Raw genomic sequence first — 17182 nt, forward strand, 5'->3', positions numbered from 1 at the left:
CATGAGTTGTGGTGCCCGGAAGCTGGTGAAGGGCGGCGTTTGTCACCCACCACAACTCCATGATCGACGCGGGTCCGACGCGGATCACGCCACGGGGCACGCCGCGGGTCCGACGCGGGGCACGGCTCAGCGGGGGGTTCGGGGGCGGCGGCTCGGCTGGCTCGTTCCACCGCTGCCGGGAGGGCCGCGATGAGGGCGTCGACGTCGGCGCGGGTGCTGGTGTGGCCGAGGGTGAAGCGCAGCGAGGAGCGGGCGCGGTCGTCGTCGGCGCCCATCGCCAGCAACACGTGCGAGGGCTGGGCCACCCCGGCGGAGCAGGCCGAGCCGGTCGAGCAGGCGATGCCCTGGGCGTCGAGCAGCAGCAGCAGGGCGTCACCCTCGCAGCCCGGGAAGGAGAAGTGCGCGTTGCCGGGCAGCCGGTCGACCGGGTCGCCGTTGTAGATCACCTCGGGCACCGCCCGGCGGACCCGTTCGATCAGGTCGTCGCGGAGCGCGGCAACCCGGGCGGCGTACTCCTGCTGGCCCTTCACGGCCGCTTCCACAGCGACGGCGAAGGCCACGATGCCGGCGGTGTCCAGCGTGCCGGAGCGGACGTCGCGTTCCTGGCCGCCGCCGTGCAGCAGCGGCGTGGCCGCCACGTCCCGGGCGAGCAGCAGGGCGCCCACGCCGGTTGGGCCGCCCAGCTTGTGCCCGGTGACGGTCAACGCGGCGACACCGCTCGCGGCGAAGTCGACAGGCACCTGGCCGACCGCCTGGATGGCGTCGGTGTGGAACGGCACGCCGTGCTCGGCGGCGACGGCGGCCAGCTCGGCCACCGGCTGGATGGTGCCCACCTCGTTGTTCGCCCACATGGCGGTGACCACGGCCACCCGCTCGCCGTACGCGGCCAGCTCGGCGCGCAGTGTCTCCGGGTCGAGTCGACCGGCGTCGTCCACCGGCAGCAGGCCGACCTCGGCGCTCTCGTGCTCGGCGAGCCAGTCGACCGCGTCCAGGACCGCGTGGTGCTCGACGGCGCTGGAGACCACCCGGCGACGGCCGGAGCCGGCGTCCCGGCGGGCCCAGAAGATGCCCTTGACCGCGAGGTTGTCGCTCTCCGTGCCACCACCGGTGAAGATCACCTCGGACGGCCGGGCGCCCAGTACGGCGGCAACCCGTTCGCGTGACTCCTCAACCCGGCGGCGGGCACGGCGACCCGCCGCGTGCAGGGAGGACGCGTTGCCGACCTCGCGGGCGGTGGCGACGTACGCCTCCAGTGCCTCGTCCAGCATCGGAGTCGTCGCCGCGTGATCCAGGTAAGCCATCACCGTTCAGCCTACGGCCGACACATCGGGGAGCGGAGGCCGGAGGGGACCCGTCCGGCCGACCGGCCGGAGCAGCGGCACGACCGGGGTGGGAAGGCGACGTCCCACCCCGGCTCGGCGCCTGCGGACCCGGTCAGGCGGTCACCGCGGTGACGACGATGTCGTCGCGGTACCTGCGGGCTCCCGCGTCGAACGGTCGACCGCAGGTGATCAGGGCCGTCGCGGGCGAAGTATCGATCAAGGGGAATCGTGGTCTTGGCGTACTCCCGACGCCCACACCGACCCCGGACGGTGGTGGCCGGCGCGCCGCTCGCGGCGTACGGCTCGACGCCGCCGGACGCGACCGGGGACGCCCGGATCTTCAGAAACAACCAACTACATCTGCATGTCGTGAATCTCCCGCGCGTGCCGGGGTACTACGAGGTCTGGCTCATCAACCCGACGACGATGCAGATGTTCTCGGTGGGCACGCTGGGTGACGGCTCGGATGCGCTGTTACCCCCTGCCGCCCAACGTGGACCTTGGCGCATACTCGGTGTTCGACGTGTCCGCCGAGCAGTTCGACAACAAGCCCGCCCACTCCGGCGACAGTTTGCTGAGGGGCAGCCTGACGGGCTGATCGGCGGGCCGGCTCAGCTCCCCGGCCCGCCGATCAGCTCCCACGTAAAGCCAGTGGCCGCCCCCTTTCGCAGGGGGCGGCCATTGGCTTGTCATGGCGTCACTTGCGCTTGCGGATCTCCTCGGCGGCCTGCGGGACGATCTTGAACAGGTCGCCCACCACGCCGAAGTCGGCCAGCTCGAAGATCGGCGCCTCGCCGTCCTTGTTGACCGCGACGATGGTCTTCGAGGTCTGCATGCCGGCCCGGTGCTGGATGGCACCGGAGATGCCGAGCGCCACGTAGAGCTGTGGGGAGACGGTCTTGCCGGTCTGACCCACCTGGAACTGGTGCGGGTAGAAGCCGGAGTCGACCGCCGCGCGGGACGCGCCGACGGCGCCGCCGAGCAGGTCGGCAAGCTCCTCGACCAGCTTGAAGTTGTCGGCGTTGCCGACGCCACGGCCGCCGGAGACGACCACGCCGGCCTCGGTCAGCTCGGGGCGGGAGCCCTTCTGCTCGGCGACCCGCTCGACGACCTTGGCCAGCTTGTCGGTGTCGGTGACCGACACGGTGAGCTGCTCGATCGCCGGGGTGGCGGCGGCCGGGCTCGGGGTGACCGAGTTGGGTCGCACGGTGACCAGCGGCAGACCCTTGGCGACCTTGGACTTGACGATGGTGGACCCGGCGAACGCGACCTGGGTCGCGGTGCCGTCGGCGGCCAGGCCGACGACGTCGGTCAGGATGCCGTTGTCCAGCTTGACGGCGAGCCGGGCGGCGATCTCCTTGCCCTCCTGGGCCGACGCCAGCAGGACGGCGGCCGGCTGCACCCGCTGGACCAGCGCGGCCAGCACGGTGGCCTTGGGGGCCACCAGGTAGCCGTCGATGTCGTCACCCTCGGCGGCGTAGATCTTCTCCGCGCCGTACTCGCCCAGCTTGGCGCTCAGCGCCTCCGCGGCGCCGGCGCCACCGAGCACCACCGCGCTCGGGGTGCCCAGCTCGCGGGCGAGGGTGAGCATCTCCAGGGTGACCTTCTTGACGCCGAACTCCTTGGTGGCTTCGACGACGACGAGAACCTCAGACATGTCCAGACCCGCTCTCACACGAACTTTTCGGTGGCGAGGAACTCGACCAGCTTGACGCCGCCCTCGCCCTCATCGGTGATCTTGGCGCGCCGGAGCGCGGCGGACGCTTGGTGTGCTCGACCACGGCGCTGGTCGCGCCGTCGAAGCCCACCTCGGTCGGTGCGACGCCGAGGTCGGCCAGCGAGAGCGTCTGTACCGGCTTCTTCTTGGCGGCCATGATCCCCTTGAACGAGGGGTAACGCGGCTCGTTGATGGTGTCCCAGACGGAGACTACGGCCGGGGTGGAGGCGGTGACGACCTCGTAGCCCTCCTCGGTCTGCCGCTCGACGGTCAGCGTGGCGCCGTCGACGGTGAGCTTGCGGGCCCCGGTGAGCGCCGCGACGCCCAGCCGCTCGGCGATCATGTGCGGCATGACCTGGACCCGGCCGTCGGTGGACTCCGCGCCGCAGATCACCAGGTCGGCACCCAGCTGACCGAGCGCCGCGGCGAGCACCTTCGAGGTGGCCACGGCGCAGGACCCGTGCAGGGCGTCGTCCAGCACGTGCACGGCCTTGTCCGGACCCATGGAGAGCGCCTTGCGGATCGACTCGGTCGCCCGGTCCGGACCCATGGTCAGGATGGTGACCTCGCCGCCGTGCGCCTCCTTGATCTTCAGCGCCTCCTCGATGGCGTACTCGTCCATCTCATTGATCACGTTGTTCGCCGAACCGCGGTCGACGGTGTTGTCGTCATTGCGCAGGTTGCGGTCCGCGCCCGAATCAGGCACCTGCTTGACGAGTACGACGATATTCATCGCGCTTCGACGACCCTCCTGTGTGGTGATGCGATTCGCTCGCCCGGTCTCGGGCGCAGCCTCGCGCGTCGGTCGACGCCCGGTCAACCGCAGGGTGTTGTGCGGTTGCCCACGGCGCAATGTTACCTGCCAGTAGGTTGCGCCTCGCGGGCACTCAGGGTGACACAGCTCACCGAGACCTCGGCGTGGTCAGGCCGATTCGGCCAGCGCACCGCGGATCCGTTCGATGACCGCCGCCTCCGCCGGCGCCACCCCGTTGTGCGCCCGGGCCGCACGGTCCGCCGCGGTCAACACCACCGAGCGGTACGTCTCCACGTCCGTCGGCGACTTCTCCCGCAGGATCCGCACCGCGCCGGTGAGGGCCGGCAGCACCACCGACTCGATCTCCAGCTCGGAGTCGCGGGGCAACCGGGGCAGCGGGCCGGTGGTCAGCGCCTCCTTGACCACGCCGCTGGCGTCGGCCAACGCGTCCGAGGCGGCGAAGCTCTCCCGGAACACCCCCACCATCCCCGGCTCGACGTTGGAGACCAGGAGGACGGCACCGAAGGCGCCGGTCTTGAGAGTCAGGCGCTCCTCGTCCGTCAACCGCTGCTCCATGATCACGGAGTGTAGACGTACGGGGTGGTGGTGGTGACCGGGACGAGACCGAGACGCTGGAGGATGGGTCGGCTGTCCTCGGACGCGTCGACCTGCAACAGCGTCCGACCCCGCTGGTCGGCCAGCCGGGCACGGTAGGTGACCAACGCCCGGTAGATGCCCTTGCCACGCCACTGCGGCAGGGTCGAGCCGCCCCACAGGGTGGCGAAGCCGGTGTTCGCCGGGAAGCGCACCCAGCCCGCGCTCACCACCGTCCCGTCCGCCTCGGCCACCACCACCGTGATCGAGTGCGGGTCGGCGTCGATCTCCTTGGCCAGCCCCGTGACGAGGTGCGAGCGGTCCTCCTGCCAGACCTCCTCCTCCATGGCGGCGATCCGCTCGAGGTCCTCGCGGGAGGTCACCTCGCGCAGGCGTACCCCCTCGGGGGCGACCGGCAGCGCGGCGGCCAGCGGCGCGACCGGCCCGACCACGACGGTCTCCCGGTCCTTTGCCACGAAGCCGGCGGCGCGCAGCCGGTCCGCCAGGTCCGCCGGCTCGTCATGCTCGTTGAGCTTCCACTCCACCGACTGGCCACGCTCGCGGAACAGCGCCACCTGCCGGGCGATCAACTCGTCCAGCGCGTCGCCGGTGAGCCCGCCCAGATCGCGGTACGTGAGGAACCCTCCCGCGTCGAGCCCGACGATGCGGACCAGCGGCCCGTCCCGCTCCACCGTCACTCCGGCCGGTACCGGGTCGGGGATCTCCGGACGGAGTTGGTTGTCGTAGGCGGCACGCAGCGTCAGCACGTCGAGATCAGTCACCGGCCCAGGTTAAGCGGGGTGGGAAGCGAATAATCGGCACCATGTGGGAGGCGATCAGACGGTGGTTCGACCCGGCAGACCTGCGCTCGGTCGGCGAGCCACCGGACTACCGGTTCTCCCTGGCCAACGAGCGGACGTTCCTGGCCTGGCTGCGCACCGGCCTGGCGCTGGTCGGCGGAGGGCTGGCCGCCGCGCAGTTCCTGCCGCCGCTGCCGATGAGCCACCTGCGGGAGGTGATCGCGGTGGCGCTGCTGCTGCTCGGCGGCATCGTCGCCATCCGCGCCGTCGACCACTGGGCGCGTACCGAACGGGCCATCCGGCTCGGTCAGGAACTGCCCGCCTCCCGCTTCCCCGCTCTCCTCGCCCTCGCCGTCGGTGCCGGCGCGGTGCTGCTGGTGATCGCCGTGCTGGTCCGGGCGATCGGCGAAGGATGAGCGCCGGACGCGATCCGGGTCTGCAGCCGGAACGGACCCGGCTGGCGTGGCGGCGCAGCATGCTGGCGTGGACCGTGGTGACCGCGCTCGCCGTCCGGCTGGGGTCGACCGGCGGCACCGTCGGCGCGCTGAGCGCCGGCGTCGCCGTGCTGGTCTGGGGAGCCGCGCTCGTGCTGTGCTGGCCCCGGGCCACCGGCACGGGGCCGGCGCGTACCGGTGGCCGAACCCTTCCCCTGGTCGCCCTCGGCGCCCTCGGGCTCGCGCTGTCGGGTGTGCTGCTGGTGATTCGCGGACTGTGGTGACGGGACCGGGTGCGCCATGATGGGTGCATGGCCCGGCTGTACGTACTCCTCTTCCTGGCGCAGATCGTGCTCGCCGTCTGCGCGCTGATCAGTTGCCTCTCCGCCGAGGAGGGCCAGATCCGCGCCCTCCCCCGGATCGCCTGGGTGCTGATCATTCTGTTCTTCCCGCTGGTCGGGTCGATCGCGTGGTTCGTCGCCGGCCGGGAGCCCAGCTCCGGCGCCCGCAAGCCCTGGCCGACGAGCGGTGGCGCGGCCGAACGGCAGGGTCGCCCGCTCGCGCCCGACGACGACCCCGAGTTCCTCCGCTCCGTGCAGGAGCGCGCCCAGCAACAGGACCAGGAACTCTTCCGCCGCTGGGAGGAGGACCTGCGCCGGCGCGAGGACGACCTGCGCCGCCGCGACGGTGACCCACCGCGCGAGGGCGACCGGCCCGAGGTGTGAGCGCGCCGCCGCCCGCTGCGGGGCGACGGCGGCGGCGGGTGCGACTCAGGCCAGGTTCGACGAGCGGGGGTACGCGTCGGTCGGGTCGGTGAGCACGTTGACCAGGTACGGCACTCCGGCGTCGAACGCCCGCTGCAACGCCGGGCCCAGGTCGGCGGCTTGGCGACCGTCTCCCCCGCCCCGCCCAGCGCGCTGACCACCGTGTCGTAGCGCAGCTCCGGCTGGAGGTCCGCGGCCACGTCGTAGCCGTACATCGCCCGCATCGGGTGCTTCTCCAGCCCCCAGATGCCGTTGTTGCCGACCACCATCACCACCGGCAGCTTCTGGCGGACCAGCGACTCGACGTCCATCAGCGAGAAGCCGGCGGCGCCGTCGCCCATCAGCACGCAGATCTGCCGGTCCGGGTGGCTGACCCGGGCACCCATCGCGTAGCCCATGCCGGTGCCCAGGCAGCCGTACGGGCCCGGGTCCAGCCAGGTGCCGGGCTGGGCCGGCTCCAGGTAGCGACCGGCGTACGAGACGAAGTCGCCGCCGTCGCCGATGGTGATCGCGTCGCGGGCCAACACCCGACGCAGCTCGCCGTAGATCCGCGCCGGGCGGATCGGGTCGGTCTCGGCGGCCATCTCCTCGGCGTCGCGGGCCTTGGCCGCGTCCTCGGCGACGCGCAGGTCCGCGATCCAGTCGCTGTGGTCGGTCCGGTCACCGGCGTGGTCGGCCAGCGCCGAGAGGATCAGGCGCAGATCGCCGGCGGGCGCGGCGGCGGGCTGCACGTGCCCGGCGCGCTGGCTGGGCGCGTCGACGATGTGCACCACCTTGGCGTCGCCGAAGTCACCGAAGCTGAGCCGGAAGTCCAGCGGGGTGCCGACCACCACGACCACGTCGGCGCCGGACAGCGCGGCCCGACGGGCCTTGGCGAAGGAGAGCGGATGCTCCGGCGGGAGCGAGCCGCGGCCCATGCCGTTGGTGAAGACCGGCACCTGCAACGCCTCCGCCGCCTCACGCAGGGCGGCGACCGCGTCGCCGGCGTACACGTCGGAGCCGGCGATGATGACCGGTCGCTGCGCCGCGGCGATCAGCAGCGCGGCGCGGCCGACCTCCTCCGGGTCGGCACGACCGGGTCGATGCCCGCCACGGTGGGCAGCTCGGCCTCGGAGACCGAGAAAACCGTCTCCAGCGGGAAGTCGAGGAACGCCGGGCCGCGGTGCGGCGTGAGCGCGGCGGTGAGCGCTGCGCCCACCGCGCGGGGAATGTCCTCGGTGCTGAACACCGTCTCGGCGTGCTTGGTGACCGGGGCGACCAGCGGCAGGTGGTCCATCTCCTGGAGGCTGCCCGAACCCCAGCGGAACGCGGGCGCCCGGCCGCCCAGCACCAGCACCGGCGAGGCGTTGAAGAAGGCGCTGGTCATGCCGGAGATGCCGTTGGTGACGCCGGGCCCCGCGGTGAGCACGGCGAGGCCGGGGCGGCGTTGCAACTTGGCCACCGCCTCGGCGGCGAAGACCGCGGACTGCTCATGCCGGACGTCGTAGATCGGGAAGTCGGTCTTGTGCGCGGCGTCGTAGAGGGGGAAGACGTGCCCGCCGGACAGCGTGAACATCTCCCGTACGCCGTGCGCGCGTAGTGCCGCGAGCGCCAGTTCGCCGCCGTGACCCTCGATCCGCTCCGTCATGTCGCTCCCATCGTCCGTGGCCGGGATCACAGGTTACCGGCCAGTACCCCTCGCTCCGACCGTGGCCCCGGTCCACCCGGGTCGTCGAGGTCAGCGCAGCCGGGACGGCCGCGCCCGGCCGGTGGTTGGGTGTGACCCGGGTCAGCGGCCGGTGAAGTCCGGCTTGCGCTTCTCCACGAAGGCGGTCATGCCCTCGCGCCGGTCGTCGGTGGCGAACAGCGCCGCGAACAGCTGACTCTCCCAGGCCAGGCCCGAGTTCAGATCCATGTCCAGGCCGCCGTCGACCGCCAGCTTCGCCGCGCGCAGCGCCTGCACCGGACCGGTCAGGTACGGCGTGATCAGCGCGACCGCCGTGTCGTAGACCTCGGCGGCCGGGGCGACCCGGTCGGCCAGACCGATCCGCAGCGCCTCCTGCGCGTCCACCATCCGCCCGGACATGATCAGATCCTTGGCGCGGGCCGGACCGACCAGGCGGGCCAGGCGCTGGGTGCCGCCCGCGCCGGGGATGATGCCCAGCTTGATCTCCGGCTGGCCGAGCTTGGCGTCCTCGGCCACGACCCGCCAGTCGCAGGCCAGCGCCAACTCGCACCCGCCACCGAGGGCGTAGCCGGTGATCGCGGCGACCACCGGCTTCGGGATCCGGGCGATCGCGCCCAGCGCGCTGGACAGGTTCGCGGCCCGGTCGGCCATGTCCACATAGGACATCTCGGCCATCTGCTTGATGTCCGCGCCGGCGGCGAAGACCTTCTCCCCGCCGTACACGATGACCGCGCGAACCTCGGGATCGGCGGTGGCCGCCGTCGCCGCGGCGCGCAACTCCTCCTGCACCTGCGTGTTGAGCGCGTTCATCGGCGGCCGCTCCAGCCGGATGGTGCCGATGCCGTCCCTGGTCTCCAGCCGAACGAACTCGCCCACGCTGCCCTCACTTCCTCGTCGAAGTCGCGTGCCAACCTTACGACCCGGCTCGTTTGGGTAAGTAGTGTGGTGTCAGCCCCGCGGGCGGGAGTCCAGCCATGATCACGTATTACCACGACAGGTCGGTGCAGGTCACCTCCACCGCCGTCCGGGTGGACGGCCGCAGCTATCCGCTGGCCGAGATCACCATGATCTGGCACCGCCGGGGCACCCGTTCCTGGCGGGTGCTCGTCGGGCGGGGCGCGATCGGCGCCGCACTGGCCGGCCCGCTGATCGCGGCGGTGCTCGGCGTCGCAGTGGCCGTCTGGCTGCACCGTTCGCCCACGGTGACGATCGCCATCGTCGGCGCGTCGGTGCTCGTCGGGCTGGCCGTCGGGCCGGTCGCCGACTCCCTCTTCGAACACCTGGACCGCTCGTACGCCCGGGGCAGCCGGCAACTGGAGATCTGGGCCCGCTGGCGTGGCCAGCCGGTACGGCTGCTGCGCACCGGCGACGCGCTGCGTTTCGGTCAGATCTACCGGGCGGTGCAGCGCGCGGTCGAGCACAGTCAACCGGCCCGCCCCGCCACCCGCCGCTAGCCCTTCCGGCCACGCCCTCCGCAGCCCCTCTGGAGCTGATGTCGTAGACGAATCGGGCGGAAGAACCCGTGATGTCGTGGACGATTCAGCTCCAAAGGACGACCGCACCACCCCTGCCGCCCGGAGGCCCGGTTTGCCTGCCGGTGGTTAGGCTTAGTGATGACCCTCTATTACCGGGACGACGCGGTGCAGGTCACCTCCGAGTCGATTCGTTCGGGTGGTCACGTGGTCGCCCTCTCCGACGTGACGTACGTCTGGCACGCGCGCGGTCCGAAGACGCTCGCGGTGCGCGGTCGGGTGCTCGGTCGCGGTGTCCTGGTGCTGCTGCTCTCGCTGCCGCCGCTGGTCGCGCTGGTCTGCGTCGTCTCGCTGGCCTGGTCGGCGCAGGATCGGGGCAACTGGAAGGTGACGCTGATCGTCCTCGCCGCCTTCGTGGTGGGCGCGTTGGCGTTGATCCCGTTCCTGGAGATTCCCCTCGGCTGGCTGGACCGCTCCTACGAGCGCGGCAGCCACGTGCACGAGCTGTGGGTGCAGCACCACGGCCGGGAGGACCTGCTGCTGCGCACCCCGGACGCGCTACGGTTCGGGCAGATCTACCGGGCCGTGCAGCGCGCCGTCGAACAGCAGGGAGACCATCGATGACCGCCCGCCGTGACGCGGCCGCCGCCCCGTTCGTCGCCGTGCTGCCGGCGAACGTGCAGATGGCGTTGCGCGTCGCCCGTACGAGCGGTCGCGCCGCGGGCGACGCACACTGGATCACATGGCGATCCCTCTCCCCACACCGACCGCGATGGTCGGCCTGACCCGTTCCGCCCTCGATCAGGCGCTCGACTCGGCCGCCTCGTTCGCCGCCGTGCCCGCCCGCGCGTTCGCCGTGCTGGACGGGGTGGAAGCGCTGCTCAACCGGATCAACGGTGTGGTGGACCGGATCGAGGAAACCCTGGACCGGACCGACCAGGTGCTCACCGGCGCCGAGGCGGCGGTCCGCGAGGTGGCCGTGATCAGCGCCGCCGCGACCACCGCCATCGACACCGCCACCGACGTGGCGGGCAGCGCCGCGGTCACCGTGAGCACCGCGGCGCAGGCGGCGGCCACGGCCGCGGAGCTGTTGGCGGCATACGAGCCGGCGCTGCGTCGCGCCGCCCCGATGGCCGGGCGGTTCGTCGAGGAGCTGACCCACGAGGAGATCACCGCGGCGATCCACCTCATCGACGAGCTGCCGAAACTCAAGGAACACCTGACGGCGGACATCCTGCCGATCCTGGCGACACTGGACCGGGTCGGGCCGACCTGCACGACCTGCTCGACGTCACCCGGGACCTCAAACTCGCCGTCGCCGGCATCCCCGGCCTGGGCATGTTGCGTCGGCGTGGCGAGAAGCTCGGCGAGGAACCCGTCGGCTGAGCAGGCCGGGGTCAGCCCCGCGCGTACAGCTCGTCGATCTCGGCGCGACCGGGCAACGCCACCGAGGCGCCGAGCTTGCGGACGCAGGCGGCGCCGGCCGCCGACGCCCAGCGCACCGCGTCGACGAGGTCGCGCCCCTCACCCCAGCCGACGGCGAGCGCGGCGGTGAACGCATCGCCCGCCGCCGTGGAGTCGACCACGTCGACCCGGAACGCGGGCACGTGCACCTCGGCGCCGTCCCGGTCGACGTACCAGGCGCCCGCGCCACCATGGGTGAGCACGGCCCGGGGCACCAGGTCGAGCAGCGCCCGTGGTTCCTCACGGCCTCGGCCGGTGAGGGCCTGCGCCTCGCCCTCGTTGACGACCAGCAGGTCCACCGACGCGAGCAGCTCCGGCGGGAGGTCCCGGGCCGGGGCGGCGTTCAGGATGACCCGCGTGCCGGCGGCGCGGGCGGCCACCGCGGCGGTGGTCACCGTCTGCACCGGGATCTCCAGCTGGGCGACCAGGACGTCGGCCCCGCGTACCGTCGCCAACTCGTCCTCGGTGAGGCCGGCCAGGGCGTCGTTTGCTCCGGGGGTGACCACGATGGCGTTCTCCCCCTGGGCGTTGACCATCACCAGCGCCACCCCGGAGGCGCCGTAGACCACCCGCAGCTGGCCGGTGTCCACACCGGCCGCGGTGATCCGCGCCTTGAGCGTGACGCCGAACGCGTCGGAGCCGATCGCGCCGAGGAACGCGCAGGAGGCGCCGGCCCGGACCGCCGCGACGGCCTGGTTGGCGCCCTTACCGCCGGGCACCATCACGAAGTCGGTGCCGAGCATTGTCTCGCCCAGCCGCGGCAGTGCGGGCGCCATCGCGACCAGGTCCATGTTGGCGCTGCCCACCACGGTCACGCGGGTCTGGGACACGGTCACCCTTCCCGCCCGGTCAGGCGGCGCGCGCGGTGTAGCGGTCGCCCGACCGCTCGACCACGAGCGGCAGGCCGAAGGTCTTGGAGAGGTTGTCGCCGGTCAGCGTCTCGGCCAGCAGGCCCTGGGCGACCACCGCGCCCTCGCGCAGCAGCAGCGCGTGGGTGAACCCGGGCGGGATCTCCTCGACGTGGTGGGTGACCAGCACCAGAGCCGGAGCGTCCGGGTCGAACGCCAGCTCGGCCAGGCGGGCGACCAGATCCTCCCGGCCTCCCAGGTCGAGCCCCGCGGCCGGCTCGTCGAGCAGCAGCAGCTCCGGATCGGTCATCAGGGCACGAGCGATCTGCACCCGCTTGCGCTCGCCCTCGGAGAGGGTGCCGTAGCGGCGCTCGGCGAGGCCGCCGATGCCGAGTTGACTGAGCAGAGCCCGCGCCCGCGCCTCGTCGCCGCGCTCGTAGCTCTCCCGCCAGCGGCCGACCACCGACCAGGCGGCGGTCACCACCACGTCGCTGACCTGCTCCTCGGCGGGCAGCCGTTCGGCCAGCGCGGCGGTGGAGAGCCCGATGCGGGTGCGCAGCTCGTTGACGTCGGTGCGGCCGATCCGCTCGCCGAGCACGTGGGCGACACCGGTGGTGGGGTGCAACCGGCCGGCGGCGAGGTTGAGCAGGGTCGTCTTGCCGGCACCGTTGGGCCCGAGCACGACCCAGCGCTCGTCCAGCTCGACCCGCCAGGTCAGGTCCTGTAGCAGCGCGGTGCCGGACCGGCGTACGCCGACGCCGTCGAGGCTGACCACCAGATCCGGGTCCACGGGTGCGGCGGCGGCAGCGCCGGAGATCAGGTCACCAGTCACCGCTCCATCCAACCACGCAACGCCGAGGCGCCCCCCATGGGCGGCGCGCCGGCCATAGGGTGGGGCACCGTGTCGTTGATCACCACACCCGGAGGACGGCCCATGCCCGGTCGGAGTACGGAGCCGCGCGGATGAGCGCGGTGATCGAGATCGAGGGTCTGCGCAAGACCTTCCACAGCCTGCGCAACGGCAGACGGGTGGCGGTCGACGGGTTCGACCTGCTGGTCGAGGAGGGTCAGATCCACGGCTTCCTGGGGCCGAACGGTTCGGGTAAGACCACCACCCTGCGCGCCCTGCTCGGGCTGGTCCGGGCCGACAGTGGGCGGATGAGCGTGCTGGGTGAGCCGTCGCCGGAGTTGCTGCCCCGGGTGGCTGGCCGGGTCGGCGCCATCGTGGAGAGCCCGCAGTTCTTCGGCAACTTCACCGGGTACCGCACATTGCGTCTGCTGGCCCGCGCCGGCGGGGTGCCCGTGTCGCGGGTGGACGAGGCTCTGGAACTGGTGGGCCTGCGCGACCGGGGCGACGAGCGGGTGAAGGGCTACTCGCTGGGCATGAAGCAGCGCCTGGCGGTGGCGTCCGCGCTGTTGAAGGATCCGCGGTTGCTCATCCTGGACGAGCCGGCGAACGGGCTGGACCCGGCCGGCATCCGGGAGATGCGTGACCTGATGCGGTCGCTGGCGGCGTCCGGGGTGACCGTGCTGGTGTCCAGCCACATCCTGGGCGAGATCCAGCTGATCTGCGACCACGTCACGATCATCTCGCGGGGGCGGCGGGTGGCGGCCGGCCGGGTGGACGAGGTGCTGGCCGGCCACGACCGGCACGAGTTCCTGGTCCGGGTGGCCGAGCCGGAGCGCGCCGTCGAGCTGTTGCACGCGGCCGAGTTGACGGCGGTCGTGGACTCGGACGCGCTGGTGGTGAACGGGGTGACCGACTCGACGGTCATCAGCCGGGTGCTCGGCGAGCAGGGGCTGTGGGTGGGCGAGCTGACGCCGCTGCGGCCGGATCTGGAGAGCGTCTTCCTGGAGCTGACCGGGGCCGGCGAGGATCCGTCGGTGCCCCGCCAGGTCGACCACGCGGCGCCGCTGCCCGGCGCCGAGGGCGACCCGATCGATCTCGACGTACGGGGAGTGGACGCGTGAACCTGGTCCGTGCCGAGTTGGAGCGGCTGTCCGCGCGCCGTTTCGTGCAGCTCATGGTCGTCCTGCTGGTGCTGGCGTTCGGTGTCACGGCGGCGACCACGCTGGCCGGCTCGCACAAGCCGAGCGCCGACGAGCTCGCCTCGGCGCGGGCGCAGGCCACCGAGGCGCGGCGGGGCATGGAGATGGCCTTCCAGGAATGCCTGGCCCGGCAGAACGGCACGCTGCCGCCGCGCGAACCGGAGAGCTACTACCCCAGGGACTGCTCGGAGATCGACCCGGTCCGGTCCGAACGGCTGCCGATCACGGCCGACTACCTGCCGGGCGTGTTCAGTTTCGCCGAGCAGGCCCGTCCACTGCTGTACTTCCTCATCGCGTTCCTGGTGCTGTTCGGGTTCCTGGTCGGCGCCTCCTACATCGGCGCGGACCTGAACTCCGGCGGTGTGGTGAATCTGCTGCTGTGGCGTCCGCGTCGGTTGACGGTGCTCGGCGCGAAGCTCGGCGCTCTGCTCGGCTCGGTGCTGGCGTTGTCGGTGCTGGCGTCGTTGTTCTATCTCGCGACGTTCTGGGTGATCGGGCAGACCGCCGGGCTGGCGGGTCGGCTCAGCGGTGACTTCTGGCGTTCCCTCGGTGCGGTGCACGGCCGTGGCATGGTGCTGGTGCTGCTGGCCAGCGCCCTGGGCTTCGCCATCGCGACGTTGGGTCGGCACACCTCGGCGGCGCTCGGCGCGGTGGCCGCGTACGCGGTGGTGTGGGAGCTGGGCGCCCGGCTGGTGCTGGAGATCGTCGACGCCCGTCGGCCGGACCAGTTGATGCTCTCCAGTCACATCGGGGCGTGGCTCACCGGCGAGACCCGGTTCTGGGACTCCCAGCTCTGCGCCGACAGCCGGCCGGGCGTCTACTGCGAGAGCTTCTACAGCCTGACCTGGGGGCCGGCGCTGCTGGTGCTGCTCGTGATCACCGGCGGGCTGACGGCGGCGGCGTTCGTCGTGTTCCGTCGCCGGGACCTGATCTGAGGCGCGGTCGCCGGGCCGCCCTCCCCCGCCTGGGCGGCCTGGCGACTCCGAACCCGGACGGCAACAGCTTGCAGCCTGATACCCGGCGGTGAAATATTCCTTCACATGACCGCCCCAGCCGGCTCAGCCGACGGTGGAGCCGAACACCTCGTCGCGGACGGCGTCCAGCGCCGTGCGCAGCGCGCCGTGCAGGATCGGCTCCTCGGTCAGCCCGGTGGGCACCACCCGTGGCCGCACCAGGGTGATCGCCGCGACCTCCTGCTGGACCCGCTCGGCGAGCGCCTCGCCGCCGGCCTGACCGACCTCGCCCGCGAGTACCACCAGCGGCGGATCGAGCACCACGCAGGTGCTGGCCACGCCGAGCGCGAGCCGGCGGGCCAGCTCGTCGAGCATCGCGCCACCGTTGACGCCGTCCGCGACGGCGGCGCGGACGCCCTCGGCCGCGTCGGCATCCGGGTAGCCCTGCTCGCGGGCCACCGCCCGCACCGAGTCCGCACCGATCAACTGCTGGAAGGCCGGCTTGGCGCGGCGGGAGACGTCGCGCGGGATGGGCGCTCCCGGCACCGGCAGGTAGCCGATCTCACCGGCCGCGCCGCTGCTGCCGTGGTGCAGCCGGCCACCCAGCATGATCGCGAGACCGACGCCGGCACCCACCCAGACCAGCACGAAGTCCGACAGCCCCTGCGCGGCGCCGGACTGCGCCTCCGCCACCGCGGCCAGGTTGACGTCGTTCTCGAAGACCACCGGGGTGTGCAGGTCGTCGCGCAGCGCGGCGAGCAGACCACTGTGCCACCGCGGCAGGTTGAAGGCGAAGGTGATGTCGCCCGTGCCGGGGTCGACCAGGCCCGGCGTGCCGAGCACGATCCGCCGTACGCTGCTCAGCTGCGCCTGGGCACTGCTCGCGGCCTGCACCACGGCGTTGTGCACCACGCCCACCGGGTCGTCGGTGTCCCGGGTGGACTGCTCCACCCGGCCGATCACGGCGCCGGTGATGTCGGCGCACGCGGCCACCACCCGGTCCGGGCCGACGTCCACCCCGACGACGTGCGCGCTGGACGGGCGGACGGCGTAGAGCTGGGCGTTCGGCCCCCGCCCGCCCGCCTGCTCACCGACCCGGCTGACCAGACCGCGCTCCTCCAGTCGCTCGACCAACTGCGAGGCGGTGACCTTGGACAGCCCGGTGAGCTCGCCGAGCCGGGCGCGGGTCAGCGGCCCCCGCTCCAGGAGCAGCTCCAGTGCCGCGCGGTCGTTGAGCGCCCGCAACAGGCGGGGGGTACCGGGCAGCCGGGTCGCACTCATGCCACGTCCTCTAGTTTTAGTAAACTTTGCTAACTGTAAACCGACCTGCGAACGGGTAGCCGTAGCGTAACGGCCACCCGCAGGCGGAGCGCTCGGCCGACCCGGCAGGGCGCAGACCACCGCCGGTACGAGGTTCGAACCCGCCGGCGCCGAAGGAGGACGATCACGTGGGGCTGGATCCAGGACTACGTCGGCTCGCGCTGGGCACGTTGCTCGCCGCGTACCCGGGGCCGGTCCCGCCGGACTGGGCGGTCGACCTGCTGGCCGACGGGCTGGCCGGGCACACCCTCTTCGGCACCAACGTGCACGACCCGGCCCAGGTGGCGGCCAGCACTGCCGCGCTGCGCGCCGGTCGCGCGGACGTGCTGATCGCCATCGACGAGGAGGGCGGCGACGTGACCCGGCTGGCGCACGCCACCGGCAGCCCGTACCCCGGCAACGCCGCCCTCGGCGCGATCGGCGACGTGGCGCTCACCCGCCGCGTCTACCAGGCGATCGGCGCCGAGCTGGCCGCGCTGGGCATCACCGTCAACCTCGCCCCCACGGTGGACGTCAACACCGCCGACGACAACCCGGTGATCGGCACCCGCTCGTTCGGCGCGGACCCGGTGCGGGTGGCCGCCCACTCGGCCGCCGCAGTGACCGGCCTCCAGGCCGCCGGGGTCGCCGCCTGCGCCAAGCACTTCCCCGGCCACGGCGCCACCGTCACCGACTCCCACCACGAGCTGCCCACCGTGGACGTCCCGCTGGGTCTGCTGCGGCAGCGGGACCTGCCGCCGTTCGCCGCTGTCGTCGCGGCGGGAGCGCGCGCCGTGATGACCGCGCACATCCGGGTACCGGCGCTGACCGGCGACGGCCCGGCCACCTTCAGCCGGGCCGTGCTGGTCGACCTGCTGCGCACCGAGTACGGCTTCACCGGCACCGTGATCACCGACGCGCTGGAGATGAAGGGTGCCGCGGTGGCGGCCGGCGGGGTTGGACCGGCCGCGGTCCGGGCCCTGGCCGCCGGCGCCGACCTGCTCTGGCATCGGGGCGAAGGTCGACGCCGAGCTGGTCGAGCGGGT

16 protein-coding genes and 5 pseudogenes are annotated in these 17182 nt (G+C 72.6%); 10 read left to right on the forward strand and 11 right to left on the reverse strand.

Annotated elements, in window-relative coordinates; all coding sequences use genetic code 11:
- Positions 1-131: 131 nt before the first annotated feature.
- Together JNW91_RS21430 and JNW91_RS32555 are read right to left on the reverse strand one after the other, a co-directional pair.
- Positions 132-1301, reverse strand: a pseudogene (locus JNW91_RS21430) (cysteine desulfurase family protein); the annotation flags it as partial.
- Positions 1302-1434: 133 nt separating this feature from the next.
- Positions 1435-1573, reverse strand: a pseudogene (locus JNW91_RS32555) (sortase); the annotation flags it as partial.
- A 215-nt stretch (positions 1574-1788) separates the two neighbouring features.
- Between JNW91_RS32555 and JNW91_RS33195 the strand changes: the two are divergent.
- The gene (locus tag JNW91_RS33195; RefSeq protein WP_255545214.1) at positions 1789-1920 is read left to right on the forward strand and encodes a hypothetical protein; all 132 of its coding nucleotides are present in this window, start codon (positions 1789-1791) and stop codon (positions 1918-1920) included.
- Positions 1921-2019: 99 nt separating this feature from the next.
- On the opposite strand, the gene JNW91_RS21440 is transcribed toward JNW91_RS33195, so the two are convergent.
- From JNW91_RS21440 to JNW91_RS21455, 4 genes and pseudogenes are all read right to left on the reverse strand, one after another.
- Positions 2020-2979: an electron transfer flavoprotein subunit alpha/FixB family protein gene (locus JNW91_RS21440; protein ID WP_203177287.1), complete on the reverse strand. Its 960-nt coding sequence runs from the start codon at positions 2977-2979 to the stop codon at positions 2020-2022.
- A 14-nt stretch (positions 2980-2993) separates the two neighbouring features.
- Positions 2994-3772 (reverse strand): annotated as a pseudogene (locus tag JNW91_RS21445) (electron transfer flavoprotein subunit beta/FixA family protein).
- A 189-nt stretch (positions 3773-3961) separates the two neighbouring features.
- Positions 3962-4375: a hypothetical protein gene (locus tag JNW91_RS21450; protein ID WP_203177288.1), complete on the reverse strand. Its 414-nt coding sequence runs from the start codon at positions 4373-4375 to the stop codon at positions 3962-3964.
- Positions 4372-5169 (reverse strand): GNAT family N-acetyltransferase, encoded by a 798-nt coding sequence (locus JNW91_RS21455; RefSeq protein WP_203177289.1) that lies wholly within the window; start codon positions 5167-5169, stop codon positions 4372-4374. Before JNW91_RS21455 ends, JNW91_RS21450 begins: the two co-directional genes overlap by 4 nt.
- Before the next feature lie 41 nt (positions 5170-5210).
- Here JNW91_RS21455 and JNW91_RS21460 point away from each other — a divergent pair, with 41 nt between their 5' ends.
- Genes JNW91_RS21460 through JNW91_RS21470 form a run of 3 tightly spaced genes read left to right on the forward strand, consistent with a single transcriptional unit; the run spans position 5211 to position 6346 of the window.
- On the forward strand, positions 5211-5603 hold the full coding sequence (locus tag JNW91_RS21460) for a YidH family protein (RefSeq protein WP_203177290.1): 393 nt from the start codon (positions 5211-5213) through the stop codon (positions 5601-5603).
- Positions 5600-5905, forward strand: coding sequence for a DUF202 domain-containing protein (locus JNW91_RS21465; protein ID WP_203177291.1), 306 nt, complete (start codon positions 5600-5602; stop codon positions 5903-5905). Before JNW91_RS21460 ends, JNW91_RS21465 begins: the two co-directional genes overlap by 4 nt.
- Before the next feature lie 27 nt (positions 5906-5932).
- Positions 5933-6346, forward strand: coding sequence for a PLD nuclease N-terminal domain-containing protein (locus JNW91_RS21470; RefSeq protein ID WP_203177292.1), 414 nt, complete (start codon positions 5933-5935; stop codon positions 6344-6346).
- A 45-nt stretch (positions 6347-6391) separates the two neighbouring features.
- Here the strand turns inward: JNW91_RS21470 and JNW91_RS21475 are convergent.
- Both JNW91_RS21475 and JNW91_RS21480 read right to left on the reverse strand, forming a co-directional pair.
- Positions 6392-8012, reverse strand: a pseudogene (locus JNW91_RS21475) (acetolactate synthase).
- 141 nt (positions 8013-8153) lie between these two features.
- Positions 8154-8927 carry an enoyl-CoA hydratase/isomerase family protein gene (locus tag JNW91_RS21480; RefSeq protein WP_203177293.1) on the reverse strand — a complete coding sequence of 258 codons (774 nt, stop codon included), beginning with the start codon at positions 8925-8927 and terminating at the stop codon, positions 8154-8156.
- Between the two features lie 98 nt (positions 8928-9025).
- Here JNW91_RS21480 and JNW91_RS21485 point away from each other — a divergent pair, with 98 nt between their 5' ends.
- From JNW91_RS21485 to JNW91_RS21495, 3 genes are all read left to right on the forward strand, one after another.
- On the forward strand, positions 9026-9505 hold the full coding sequence (locus JNW91_RS21485) for a DUF6232 family protein (protein WP_203177294.1): 480 nt from the start codon (positions 9026-9028) through the stop codon (positions 9503-9505).
- Positions 9506-9664: 159 nt separating this feature from the next.
- On the forward strand, positions 9665-10147 hold the full coding sequence (locus JNW91_RS21490; protein WP_203177295.1) for a DUF6232 family protein: 483 nt from the start codon (positions 9665-9667) through the stop codon (positions 10145-10147).
- Positions 10144-10308 (forward strand): hypothetical protein, encoded by a 165-nt coding sequence (locus JNW91_RS21495; RefSeq protein WP_203177296.1) that lies wholly within the window; start codon positions 10144-10146, stop codon positions 10306-10308. Before JNW91_RS21490 ends, JNW91_RS21495 begins: the two co-directional genes overlap by 4 nt.
- Before the next feature lie 612 nt (positions 10309-10920).
- On the opposite strand, the gene JNW91_RS21505 is transcribed toward JNW91_RS21495, so the two are convergent.
- The gene (locus JNW91_RS21505; protein WP_203177298.1) at positions 10921-11817 is read right to left on the reverse strand and encodes a ribokinase; all 897 of its coding nucleotides are present in this window, start codon (positions 11815-11817) and stop codon (positions 10921-10923) included.
- Between the two features lie 19 nt (positions 11818-11836).
- The gene (locus JNW91_RS21510) at positions 11837-12667 is read right to left on the reverse strand and encodes an ABC transporter ATP-binding protein (protein ID WP_309244441.1); all 831 of its coding nucleotides are present in this window, start codon (positions 12665-12667) and stop codon (positions 11837-11839) included.
- A gap of 131 nt (positions 12668-12798) precedes the next feature.
- Here JNW91_RS21510 and JNW91_RS21515 point away from each other — a divergent pair, with 131 nt between their 5' ends.
- Complete coding sequence (locus JNW91_RS21515; RefSeq protein ID WP_203177300.1) at positions 12799-13806, forward strand: ABC transporter ATP-binding protein; 1008 nt, start codon at positions 12799-12801, stop codon at positions 13804-13806.
- A complete protein-coding gene (locus tag JNW91_RS21520; protein WP_203177301.1) occupies positions 13803-14819 on the forward strand; it encodes an ABC transporter permease subunit in 1017 nt (338 codons plus the stop codon). Before JNW91_RS21515 ends, JNW91_RS21520 begins: the two co-directional genes overlap by 4 nt.
- 123 nt (positions 14820-14942) lie before the next feature.
- Here JNW91_RS21520 and JNW91_RS21525 read toward each other — a convergent pair whose 3' ends face one another.
- The gene (locus JNW91_RS21525) at positions 14943-16118 is read right to left on the reverse strand and encodes an ROK family transcriptional regulator (protein WP_203177302.1); all 1176 of its coding nucleotides are present in this window, start codon (positions 16116-16118) and stop codon (positions 14943-14945) included.
- 167 nt (positions 16119-16285) lie between these two features.
- On the opposite strand from JNW91_RS21525, the pseudogene JNW91_RS21530 reads away from it, so the two are divergent.
- A pseudogene (locus JNW91_RS21530) lies at positions 16286-17182 on the forward strand (glycoside hydrolase family 3 N-terminal domain-containing protein); the annotation flags it as partial.

Origin of the sequence: Micromonospora parastrephiae, assembly GCF_016802865.1 — a bacterium.
Lineage (GTDB): Bacteria > Actinomycetota > Actinomycetes > Mycobacteriales > Micromonosporaceae > Micromonospora > Micromonospora parastrephiae.

What these genes read in the sequence shown, in the direction of transcription:
- JNW91_RS33195 (WP_255545214.1), top strand. Translation starts at nt 1,789, where the DNA reads ATGCGCTGTTACCCCCTGCCGCCCAACGTGGACCTTGGCGCATACTCG.
- JNW91_RS21440 (WP_203177287.1), bottom strand. Translation starts at nt 2,979, where the DNA reads ATGTCTGAGGTTCTCGTCGTCGTCGAAGCCACCAAGGAGTTCGGCGTC.
- JNW91_RS21460 (WP_203177290.1), top strand. Translation starts at nt 5,211, where the DNA reads ATGTGGGAGGCGATCAGACGGTGGTTCGACCCGGCAGACCTGCGCTCG.
- JNW91_RS21465 (WP_203177291.1), top strand. Translation starts at nt 5,600, where the DNA reads ATGAGCGCCGGACGCGATCCGGGTCTGCAGCCGGAACGGACCCGGCTG.
- JNW91_RS21470 (WP_203177292.1), top strand. Translation starts at nt 5,933, where the DNA reads ATGGCCCGGCTGTACGTACTCCTCTTCCTGGCGCAGATCGTGCTCGCC.
- JNW91_RS21485 (WP_203177294.1), top strand. Translation starts at nt 9,026, where the DNA reads ATGATCACGTATTACCACGACAGGTCGGTGCAGGTCACCTCCACCGCC.
- JNW91_RS21490 (WP_203177295.1), top strand. Translation starts at nt 9,665, where the DNA reads ATGACCCTCTATTACCGGGACGACGCGGTGCAGGTCACCTCCGAGTCG.
- JNW91_RS21495 (WP_203177296.1), top strand. Translation starts at nt 10,144, where the DNA reads ATGACCGCCCGCCGTGACGCGGCCGCCGCCCCGTTCGTCGCCGTGCTG.
- JNW91_RS21515 (WP_203177300.1), top strand. Translation starts at nt 12,799, where the DNA reads ATGAGCGCGGTGATCGAGATCGAGGGTCTGCGCAAGACCTTCCACAGC.
- JNW91_RS21525 (WP_203177302.1), bottom strand. Translation starts at nt 16,118, where the DNA reads ATGAGTGCGACCCGGCTGCCCGGTACCCCCCGCCTGTTGCGGGCGCTC.